Annotated in this window: 8 protein-coding genes and 1 pseudogene; 3 read left to right on the top strand and 6 right to left on the bottom strand. The window is 67.2% G+C overall.

From position 1 onward, the window contains the following. On the bottom strand, window positions 1-1,303 hold a 1,303-nt coding region (locus LGN17_RS34335; protein ID WP_226201270.1), incomplete at its 3' end, for a filamentous hemagglutinin N-terminal domain-containing protein. A gap of 1,132 nt (window positions 1,304-2,435) precedes the next feature. On the opposite strand from LGN17_RS34335, the gene LGN17_RS34330 reads away from it, so the two are divergent. Then, window positions 2,436-3,026, top strand: a complete 591-nt coding sequence (locus tag LGN17_RS34330; protein WP_226201269.1) for a histone acetyltransferase — start codon at window positions 2,436-2,438, stop codon at window positions 3,024-3,026. A gap of 395 nt (window positions 3,027-3,421) precedes the next feature. Further along, complete coding sequence (locus LGN17_RS34325) at window positions 3,422-3,982, top strand: NADPH-dependent FMN reductase (RefSeq protein ID WP_226201268.1); 561 nt, start codon at window positions 3,422-3,424, stop codon at window positions 3,980-3,982. Between the two features lie 79 nt (window positions 3,983-4,061). Here LGN17_RS34325 and LGN17_RS34320 read toward each other — a convergent pair whose 3' ends face one another. Further along, window positions 4,062-4,373 (bottom strand): DUF4148 domain-containing protein, encoded by a 312-nt coding sequence (locus LGN17_RS34320; protein ID WP_226201267.1) that lies wholly within the window; start codon window positions 4,371-4,373, stop codon window positions 4,062-4,064. 242 nt (window positions 4,374-4,615) lie between these two features. Between LGN17_RS34320 and LGN17_RS34315 the strand changes: the two are divergent. Further along, window positions 4,616-5,118, top strand: a pseudogene (locus LGN17_RS34315) (DM13 domain-containing protein). A 33-nt stretch (window positions 5,119-5,151) separates the two neighbouring features. Here LGN17_RS34315 and LGN17_RS34310 read toward each other — a convergent pair. Genes LGN17_RS34310 through LGN17_RS34295 form a run of 4 tightly spaced genes read right to left on the bottom strand, consistent with a single transcriptional unit; the run spans window position 5,152 to window position 10,245 of the window. Beyond that, complete coding sequence (locus LGN17_RS34310; protein WP_226201266.1) at window positions 5,152-5,757, bottom strand: DUF2894 domain-containing protein; 606 nt, start codon at window positions 5,755-5,757, stop codon at window positions 5,152-5,154. Beyond that, entirely contained in the window at window positions 5,754-6,398 is a 645-nt protein-coding gene (locus LGN17_RS34305) for an OmpA family protein (RefSeq protein ID WP_175954149.1), read from the bottom strand. Before LGN17_RS34305 ends, LGN17_RS34310 begins: the two co-directional genes overlap by 4 nt. Before the next feature lie 3 nt (window positions 6,399-6,401). Then, complete coding sequence (locus LGN17_RS34300; RefSeq protein ID WP_226201265.1) at window positions 6,402-9,449, bottom strand: DUF802 domain-containing protein; 3,048 nt, start codon at window positions 9,447-9,449, stop codon at window positions 6,402-6,404. 10 nt (window positions 9,450-9,459) lie between these two features. Next, window positions 9,460-10,245, bottom strand: coding sequence for a DUF3348 domain-containing protein (locus tag LGN17_RS34295; RefSeq protein ID WP_226201264.1), 786 nt, complete (start codon window positions 10,243-10,245; stop codon window positions 9,460-9,462). Between the last annotated feature and the right edge of the window lie 65 nt (window positions 10,246-10,310).

Genomic DNA, 10,310 nt, shown 5'->3' with positions numbered 1-10,310 from the left:
TGCCGCCCGTCAGCGATGCATTGCCGCCCGCGACATTCTGGCCGGTCGCGGTCAGTTGGCCGGACGCCGTCAGGTTCAGGTCGCCACTGTGTGCGACGGAGCCGTCATTGTTCACGCCCGCGCCGAGTGTACCGGTTGAATTCAGCGAACCGGCATTCACGCCCACGTTGTGCTGTGCGGCGAGCGTACCGGTGTTCACTACGTCGGCACCGGTATTCAGTACAACAGACTGCTGGCCATAGGTCGTGCCGCTGTTCTCGACCCCGCCCGCGGCCGATACCACGACGTTGCCGAGCGAGCTCACCTTGCCGGACTGTACCAGCCGGCCGGCCGTCGTCAGCGTCAGGCCCATCGCGTCGGCTGCGATCGTGCCGGCGTTCCGAACCCCGACACCGCCCTCGGTGCCGACCAGGAAAATCCGGTTGCTGTACATGCCGCCCAATTGACCGACATCGATTGCGACGGCCGGCGCGGCGCCTTCACCCTGAATTCGGGTCGCCTGAAGCGTGTCGTGATTGACCTGATTCGCGCCGGCCACCACGTTCAGGTTGTTCGCGTAAATGGCCGCATTGGTTTGAACGGCCCGGGCAATCAGATCCACCTGATCGACGTTCTTCGCATTCAGGCCGGCGCCTTGCACCGTAATGAGGCCGCGCGTCGTGTTGAAACCGGCCAGCGATCCGTCCGCATTCAGATTGGGGGTTCCGGTCGTGAGAATGGCGCGCGACGTGTTGATGAAGCCGCCACCATCGACCACCAGACCAGACGGGTTCGAAATAATCATCTCGGCCCGCTGGCCGGCGATCTCGACATACCCCCTCAATTGCGACGGGTTGTTGCTGTTGACCTGATTGATGATGATTCTGGCTGCATCGTGTGCGCCAAAATTCGGGTTGCCGTTGATATAGCCGGCCTGCTGCGTGTTCGTCATCACCGGCGAGTTGTTTACGATCACGCCGGGTTTCTGCACATCGAACTGGGAATAGGTATTCAGCGAAACACCGGCCCCGCTAGGCTTGTTGATATTGACCTGTGGCAAACCGTTCGGAGTCTGCACGACCGACGGTGCATTCGCCCCTGCGCCCACCACCTGTGCCTGCACCCAGCGTGGCGCCACGCCCGCCGCAAGCAGCACCGCAAACGCCGCGTGGCGCAGCGCGAACCTCACCGCTACGCGCGGCGGCTGTGCAACGTGGACGGCTTCTCCACGGCTTGGGTTCCCCGACGAGCTGGTCGTCTCTTCGACCGCGATCAACATGCCACGTACGCGGCTGAATACCAGACGATATTGGTTCTTGTTCATGGTACGGCGGGCGTGCTTTTACGCACCAGGCGAATAAGTTCGGAACGCCGCGACAGGTAACGAAGAGGTTGGCAACGCCGGGATCGACGCGCCCGAATTTCCCCGCCTTTTCGTCACTCAGGTCGTAGCTAACTTGATTGGTCTCTCCCGCCGAAATATATCGAAACATTTGTCAGTACATTGTCAGGAATTGATAAAGTCGCGTCGCTCCGGAATGGCCGCAATCGACTTTCCGGGTAGGTACGCCTCGGTTTCTCGCGCATCAGAGTCGAGTGCAGACCAGAGTGGCTCGCAATTCCACGCCACTATTTAACAATTGGAATTGATTTTAAAAAAACACCCCTGATATTTGAGATAATTCGATATCCGTAGCCGTCCCGTGATCGGCCCCCCATCAACCGCTTGATGACGAAGCCGCTCAAACAAGCAGAAATCGGGCATATCAGCGCTTTGCCAGCGTCAATCGAACGCGGGGTTTTCTCACTTCATCCCGGAGGGCCGCCCTCTCCATTCCTCCTATCCCGAATTGATCGTTCACACTCCTTATTGACAATCTCGCCAACCAGCGGGCGTGTGAGCGAGACGTTTCGCGGCCGAATCGATGTAGCGACTGCATTGTCGTGAGCACGCAACAAAAACACGCGTGTGATGCCGGAACGCACTTCCTGCTCGCGCGGGCGAATGTGCGTCCCCCTTGCGACCAATCGTCGCGAAACACCCCGAATCCCCGCGATTCGTCGCTTTTCTCCCCTAGTCCGATTGCCCGACCCGATCGCGTCGCGTATGGTGCTGGCCGTCCGCGTGCGACACGGCGCCCGACCCGCGCGCTGCCGCCCGGACCTTCGACCGTCGTCCCGCACGACGGCCGCGCGGGCCGTGCCCGCCGCTCACCGTCTCCGCGATGCCGCCCTTCGGCGCCGCGCATTCATGAGGAGAGAGACGTGATCCACAAAGTCCTGATCCTGTTCGCACTCTGCATCGCGGGCCTCGCCGCGATCGCCGCCGGTTTCCAGCACATCCCCAGCTGATTCGCGGCCCCGGTTCGCTTCGCCGAGCCGGGGGCCGCAGCCATTCCTTTTCCCTTCTGCGATGAACCACTTTCTCGGACCGCCCGGGACGGGCGACCTTTGCCATGCGTATCGACGTACAGCATTCCCAGCACGACATCGACGATGAACTCGACACGCTCTACGCGCGTCTCCACCAGCCAGGCCATCGCCTGCACGGCCTGCCGGCCGTCGCGCTCGGCCGCTCCGGCCTGATCGTCCGCCACCGCGAGGCGGACGGAGAGTACTTCCTGTATGTCGAAGATCCGGCCGCGCGCCAGCTCGCCGGCTATACGGTGTTCAACCGCCTGCCTGAAATCCCGCGCCGCGCCGACCGCTACCTGCGCGCGCCGCATACGCGGCTGCGCGGCTCGGCGCAACGCAAGGGCCTCGCGACGACGTTGTATCGCTGGGCGCTCGACGCGGGCCTGTGCCTGATCAGCGGCGCGCGCCAGTCGGTCGGCGCCGCGCGCTTGTGGACGGCGCTCGCGCAGGACTACCGGCACGGCTTCGTCGATATCGACGGGCGGGCGCTGCGTTATCTCGGCGAAACCGTCGCCGACGACGTGCACGGCGCGCTGCATACGCGGCGGCTGATGCTCGGCACGGGATGGAACCTCGAAGCATTCGCGCTTGCGGCCGGGATGACCGACATGGCAGCGGGATCGGCACGATAGCGGGTACTGTCGTATCCCGTTGGCATTGCCAACCATCGATCGCGAAGACTACTCGTCACGTTTTACAAGAGACTGGTGCGCGCCGGACAGTCCGGAATACGCTCGACCCGACGCCCGTGCAATCTCCGCGAGAACGGCCTGCAGGTCCGCATCGCCGGGCGGGTGCAAGACCTCGTCATGTTTGGAAGAAGGACCGGCGCGAGCGCTCATCGACACCGTGACGCCAACACTTGCCAGACAGCTCCAGCGCTTCATGAGCGAACCATTCCTCAAAAGATGCCCAGGGCCGACAGAATCGATGCCGCGATTCTGGTGCTTGCGATCGGATCCCGCGGCAATCACGCGCCGGTGCGATAATGCGTCCGCCCCACGCATCGCGTCCCGAATACTCACCGATGGCTACCGATCCCACCCGTCACATCAACATCGTCGCGCTGTGCGGCAGCCTCCGCGCGCAGTCGTACAACGCCGCGCTGCTCGATGCGGCCGCGCTCGTCGCGCCGAGCGGCATGCGCATCGTGCGCTTCGATCGTCTCGGCGAATTTCCGCTGTTCAATCCTGATACCGAATACCCGTCGCCTGCCGCCGTGCGCGACCTGATCGAGCGCCTGAACGCGGCCGACGGCGTGCTGATCGCGAGCCCGGAATACGCACACGGCGTGACGGGCGTCATGAAGAATGCGTTGGACTGGGTCGTGGGATGCGAAGCGTTCGTGTACAAACCGGTCGCGGTGCTGAATGCGTCGCCGCGCGCGACACATGCGGACGCGGCGCTGCGGGAAACGCTGGCGGTGATGTCGGCGCACATCGTCGAACGCGCGTCGATCACGCTGCCGGTGCTCGGCAGTCAACTCGACGCGGCAGGCATCGCCACGCATCCGTCGTTCGCATCCGCGCTGGTTGATGCGTTGCACGCGCTGCGCGCGGCAGTTGCGCAAGGCGATCCGTCACGCTGACGTCGTGAATCCTAAAACACATCGCAGTCCGTAATAATTGGACATGACGCCCGTCGACAGGCGTCATGTCCTGGCCGGCTCATCGTCCACGATAGATCGACAGCTCGCGGGCAACCGAGCCCGATTCGCTCGCGGCCGGCGACATCGTCCCGTATCCGCTCGTATCGGCCGTCGACGGGCCAGTCGAACCGATCTTCGTCAGCGCTTCAGCGAGGCGTGCCGGATAGTGCGGGTCTTCGCCGGTCTGACGGTAGCCGGCCGCGCGCACGGCGGCCAGTTCGGCCGTGACGTCCGCGCGCGTCACGGTGGACTCCGGCGCGGCCCATGCGGAAATGGAAATGGAAGCAGTCGCGGCAACCGTCGCGAGAACATACAGGGCAAGCTTGTTCATCTGATCTCTCCTGAGCGTCGACGACGTTGTCGACGGAGAGTGAGTCGCACCGCGAGCGCAAAGATGACACGCGCCGGCGGAAAATTTTCGACATCGTGCCGCCATGCGGCTGCCGGGCGCCCTGCCCTGTGGATACGGCATGCGCAAATGAATGCCGCCCGGGTGTCAGATTTTGCCGGCTCGCGCGACTACAGGGTCGTGGCCCTGCGCCACCCTCTGTTTCCGCTCATGGGGTCCGACACATGAAAACCAGAATCTGGATACTGATCGCGTCGCATTTCGCGACGGGGCTCGTGGCATTCGCGGCAGGCATCTACGTCCTTCCGATCCTGACGGCACCGGAAGGCGCAAGCGCCGTCGAACTGCAGGTGGCCGCCGAAAGCGCGCGTCATACCGGCCGTTTCGAACGCGGCCTGCCGGGCAGTGACGCGCTGCACTGGGCCGACGGCAAGCTGACCATCACCGACTCGTCGATCGCCTTCGAAGGCGACATCGCGCCGGGCCCGATTACAAGATCTATCTCGTGCCGGAATTCGTCGATACCCGCGCGTCGTTCCTCGCGATCAAGGCGCGCGCCGTGCGCGTGGCCGACCTGAAGACGTTCGGCAACTTCGTCGTGCCGCTTCCCGCCGACGTGAACCCCGCGCAGTACACGTCGGTCGTGATCTGGTGCGAGCGCTTTTCGAAGTTCATCAGCGCGGCCCGGTATCGGAACGCGACGACATCGGGCGTGGTGTCGATGTAGCGAGTCCGGATCGCCGGCGCACGAGGTCGCGCGCTAGCGGCTCCTGCTCCGCGCGACCTTCTTCACCGCCTTCGCGCGCGGCGCTTCCTTCTCGGGCTGCGCGCCGCCGCCGGCGAGATCCTCGAGCCACGCGAGCGCGTCGACATACGACAGGAACTGCTGCAGATAAGCCGGCGACAACTCGCGCATCGTCGCGAGCGACCGGTGCACGAGACTGTTCGAATTGAGCGGCCCCGCGTTGCGCGGCACCTGGTCGAGCGACTGACGGTACTGCTGTTCCGTGCGGACTTTCGACCACATCGAGCGGAAGTAGTCGACCAGCTCGGGATCGAGCCCACGCCGGTCGGCCTGCGCATCGCGCGCGAGCCGCTCGACGAGTTCCGCCAGCGCGCCGCGCGCGGGCGCATCCGCCGCGCCGCTCGCGGCTGCCGGTTCACCGGCGCGCGCGACAACCTCCGCGAAGCCTTCGAGCAACGTCGCCAGACGCGCGTCGAGCAACACGCGTGCGTCGCCTTCGAGCGCGGCCGCACGCCGTTCGAGCGCGTCGATCCGGTGAAAGCGCACCGGATCGAGCCGGTCGGCGCCCTGCTCGCGCCATGCGTCGAGCATCGCTCGGACGTGCGTCGCGTCGCCGATCACTGCGCCTTCCCTCCGTTCGACGCGGACTTGCGCGGCACCGGCGCGATCTCCACGCGGCGGTTCTTCGCGCGGCCTTCGTCGTCCGCATTCGAGCTGACCGGCTGCTCGGAGCCGAACGCGGCCGCGAACACCGACGACGCCGGTACGCCGGCGTCGATCAGCGCACGCGTGACCGTCAACGCGCGCTTGGCCGACAGCTCCCAGTTGTCCGCGAACAGGCGGTTGCCCGCATGCACCTGCTGGTCGTCGGCGAAGCCGCTGACCATCAGGATCTCGTCGCGCGTCTTCAGGTAAGCGCCCAGCGGCGCGGCCAGCGTCTTCAGCAGGTCGCGGCCCGCGGGCTGCAACTGGTCCGAGTTCAGCGCAAACAGCACGTTGCCGCTGATGCCGATGCGGCCGTTCACGAACGTCACGCGGCCAGCCGCGAGCGGCCCGGCGAGCGCCTGCTCGAGCGACTTGCGCTGCTGCGCTTCGAGCTGCCGCGCGCGCACGGCTTCCTCGAGCTTCGACGTGAGCTGAAGCTGCATGCCGATCACGCCGACGAGGATCAGCACGAACGCACCGAGCAGCACCGACATCAGGTCGGCGAACGCGGGCCACACCGGCGCGGAGGACGCGCCGCCGTCGATTTCGTCATGCATGCGTTACGCTCCGACGCTCGCCCGCCGGCCGGCGAGCTGCTGCAGGTCTTCGACGATCTGCTTCTGCGACATCATGCTCAGGTCGATCACCTCGCGCGCCTGCGCGACGTAATACTCGAGCTGCTCGTCGCTGCGCGCGAGCGATTTCTCGAGCGCGGCCTCGATGCGTTGCAGATGGGTCAGCAGCTTGTCGTTCGACTCGCCGAATACCTGCACGGCCATCCCGAACGCGTCGCCGAGGCTCGCGACTTCAACAGCGCCTGCCGTGACCTGTGCGGCCACCGAGTCGAGCTTGCGCGTCTCGGCATCGACGGTATCGTTGAAGCGCGCGCCGACGCGGTCGAGCAGGTCGGCCGACGTGCTGACGAGCGCGTCGATCGCGGTGCGCTGTTCGGTCGACGCGTGGTTGACCGCGCCGAGCAGCGTTTCGAGCGTCGCGAGCAGGCGGCTGCGCTCCTCGAGCATCGCGGTATCGTGCACCAGGCTGTCGGACAGGCGCTGGCGCAGCTCGGCGACGACGTCGGCCGCGGCCTTCGGCGCCTCCGATGCAGCCTGCACGAGGCGCGCGATCTCGTTGATCGTGTCGCTCGCATGCACCTGCGCCTGTGCGGTGATGTCGTTCGCGGTGCGGGCCAGCGTGTCGCAGATGTCCTGCTGGCGCGCCGCGGCCTGTGCGCTCGTTTGCGCCCATTCGTCGCGCAGCGCGGCCGCCATCGCGGCGAGCGAGTCGTTCCATGCGGCGAGGCGTGCTTCGTCGCGCGCGGCGAGTTGCGTCTGCAGGCCGGCATGCGAATCGCGAATCGTCGACAGCAGTTCGTTCGAGCGTTGTTCGAACGTCGACGCCTGCGTGGTCAGATCGCGCGTCGTTTGTGCGAGCGCGTCGCAGATTTCCTGCTGACGGCCCGCGCTGTGCACGCCCGCGCGCTGCCATTCGTGGCCGAGCTTCTCGGCCATCGCGGCCAGCGAGGCGTTCCATGCCGACAGGCGTTCTTCGTCACGCGCCGCCAGTTGCGTCTGCAGCCCCGTGTGCGAATCGCGAATCGTCGACAGCAGTTCGTTCGAGCGTTGTTCGAACGTCGACGCCTGCGTAGTCAGATCGCGCGTCGTTTGTGCGAGCGCGTCGCAGATTTCCTGCTGACGGCCCGCGCTGTGCACGCCCGCGCGCTGCCATTCGTCGCCGAGCTTCTCGGCCATCGCGGCCAGCGAGGCGTTCCAGGCCGACAGGCGTTCTTCGTCACGCGCAGCCAGTTGCGTCTGCAGGCCCGTGTGCGAATCGCGGATCGTCGACAGCAGTTCGGTCGAGCGCTGTTCGAACGTCGACGCCTGCGTGGTCAGATCGCGCGTCGTTTGTGCGAGTGCGTCGCAGATTTCCTGCTGGCGGCCCGCGCTGTGCACGCCTGCGCGCTGCCATTCGTCGCCGAGCTTCGCGGCCATCGCGGCAAGCGAATCGTTCCATGCCGACAGGCGTGCTTCGTCACGCGCAGCCAGTTGCGTCTGCAGCCCCGTGTGCGAATCGCGAATCGTCGACAGCAGTTCGTTCGAGCGTTGTTCGAACGTCGACGCCTGCATGGCGAAGTCGCGCGTCGTTTGTGCGAGTGCATCGCAGATTTCCTGCTGACGGCCCGCGCTGTGCACGCCTGCGCGCTGCCATTCGTCGCCGAGCTTCGCGGCCATCGCGGCCAGCGAATCGTTCCACGCGGCAAGACGCTGTTCGTCGCGCGCCGCCAGGTCGGTCTGCAGCCCCGCGTGCGACTCGCGCATCGCGGCGAGCGTCGCGCCCGAATGGCGTTCGAACGTCGCGGCGGCCTCGCCCAGCGCGCGCGCATGCTGCGCGGCCAGCGTCTCGCCGACCTGTTCCTGGCGCGACAACGCATCGCGCCATGCGTCCGACAGGCGGCTTTCCGTCGATTCGAGGCGCGTCGCCACGCCGTCGAGCAAGTCCGTCGAACGCTGCGCGAACGTGTCGGTGAACTGGCCGAGCGTCGTCTGCAGCTGCTGCGCGACGGCGTCGCCCGCGCGACGCTGTTCGTCGAGCGCGCGGTTCCAGACGGCCGTCACGTTGCCGGTGGTCTTCTCGAAGCCGTCCGTCAGCCCATCGAGCTGACGCTGCACGGCGCCCGTCACGGTATCGCGCAGCGCGGCCATCTCCTGCGCGAGCCCCGTCATCGTCGCGGCGACGACCGGCTGCAGCGCGGCGCCGGCCACGCGCGCGCTTTCGGCGGCGCTTTCCTTCAGCGCATCGCCGACGTTCGACGCGAGGCCCGCATACGCGCGCTCGGTCCGGTCGAAAAACGCCTGCTGGCTTTCGATCTGGCGATCGTGCAGCGCGACGCTGCGCGCCTCGAGCGTCGTCATCATCGTCTGCAACCGGTCGACCAGCGCCGGCATCACGTCGGCCTGGCGCTGCAGCAGCCGGAACGACTCGTCGCGCTGGTGCGCGGAAGAATGCACGCGCAACGTCGTCGCGATCTTCGCGTCGAGCTGCTGGGCCGCATCGATCCGCTCGCGGCGCACGAGCGCGGACAGCAGCCCGAGCATCGCCGACGTCGCGACGCCGGCGATCGACGTGCCGAACGCGAACCCGAGGCCCTTGACCGGCGCGATCAACGACGCGCGGATCGCGTCGAGATCGGTCGCGCTTTCGAGCGCGGCGCCGGTGCCCTTCAGCGTGACGACCATCCCGAGCAGCGTGCCGAGCATGCCGAGCAGCACGAGCAGCCCGACGAGGTAAGGCGTGAGCGACGGGCCCGGCAGCGCGACGCGCGCGCCTTCGACCCGCGCGCGCACGGCGCCGCGCAGGCCCGGGTGCAGCGTGTCGAGCCACGCGTCGAGCTTCGCGGGCGGCTCGCTCAGGCCGGCGACCGCGCGCGACAGCGTGGCGGTGGCCTGCCGGTAGCGCAGCAGTTCCCATGCGCCGGCGACGTAGCACGCGGCGATCAGCAGCGTGACGGCCGACGCCAGCGGGTTCGACGCGACATAGCCGACGCCGATCCAGCCCACAGCGAGCAGACCGGCGACGAAGACAACGAGATCAAGGCGAATTCTGGACATAGCGTGTTGATTAGCTGGTGCGAAGGGCCGCGAGCAGCCCGTCTACCGTTTGAAACCGGACTTCGAGTTCGGCAAGCAGGATGCCTTGCATCTCGTCGCGAAACGTATCGAGCCATGCGCCGGGCACGATCGCCGCGACGGCCGCGCCCTCGGCCACCACCGCGCCACCGTCGGCCGGGGCGGCCGTGGCTGCGACCGTGGCTGCGGCCGCGGATTCGGCGTCGGCCAGCGCCTGCCGCTCCGCGTCGCGCAGCCGCCCGAAACGCGTGCCGAGCAGCGCGGGGATGGCCGACAGCAGGCTGCGCTCGCGCGCGCCGAGCACGCGCTCCATGATCGCGTCGAGCGTCGCGAGCCGCGCCATCCCGGCCGAGCGCGCGGCGACCGCGACCCGCAGGCGGCCGCGCAGCTGGCCGATCGCCGTTTCCATGTCCTGCTGCAGGGACAGATAACGCTGGCGGAAATCCGCGAAATCGGCCGTGTCGGCGGCCGGCGGCGGCGGATCGCCGGGCCGGCGCCGCGCTCGCGGCCGGTTGGCGGCCGTGATCGCCTGCGCGAGCTCGTGGCGCACGCGCGCGCAGTCGCGCTCCGCGTCGTAGCCGCGCACGCCGGCCGCGACGCCGGGCGGGCTCGCGTTCAGCGCGGACGACAGCGTGATCGCGTCGGTCCAGCCGAGCCACTGGCTCAGCCGGTCGGACAGCGTCTGCCGGGATTCCGCGACGTCGGCATCAGCCAGGCGCGCGAGCAGCCGGACGAGCGCCGGGCCGCTCAGCGCCGGGCGCGAAGGTGCTTGCACCATGCTGCAAACCGTCAAAAAAGGCAGCAGTTTACACGTCGGCGGGACGTCGGCCGCCAGAATCGGGG

Origin of the sequence: Burkholderia sp. AU30280, assembly GCF_020420125.1 — a bacterium.
In the GTDB taxonomy this organism is placed as follows: Bacteria; Pseudomonadota; Gammaproteobacteria; order Burkholderiales; family Burkholderiaceae; genus Burkholderia.
Note: the sequence above shows the minus strand (reverse complement) of the source record. Positions and strands in the feature narration are given on the sequence as shown.

What these genes read in the sequence shown, in the direction of transcription:
- LGN17_RS34330 (WP_226201269.1), top strand. Translation starts at nt 2,436, where the DNA reads ATGCGTATCGACGTACAGCATTCCCAGCACGACATCGACGATGAACTC.
- LGN17_RS34295 (WP_226201264.1), bottom strand. Translation starts at nt 10,245, where the DNA reads ATGGTGCAAGCACCTTCGCGCCCGGCGCTGAGCGGCCCGGCGCTCGTC.
- LGN17_RS34320 (WP_226201267.1), bottom strand. Translation starts at nt 4,373, where the DNA reads ATGAACAAGCTTGCCCTGTATGTTCTCGCGACGGTTGCCGCGACTGCT.
- LGN17_RS34325 (WP_226201268.1), top strand. Translation starts at nt 3,422, where the DNA reads ATGGCTACCGATCCCACCCGTCACATCAACATCGTCGCGCTGTGCGGC.
- LGN17_RS34300 (WP_226201265.1), bottom strand. Translation starts at nt 9,449, where the DNA reads ATGTCCAGAATTCGCCTTGATCTCGTTGTCTTCGTCGCCGGTCTGCTC.
- LGN17_RS34305 (WP_175954149.1), bottom strand. Translation starts at nt 6,398, where the DNA reads ATGCATGACGAAATCGACGGCGGCGCGTCCTCCGCGCCGGTGTGGCCC.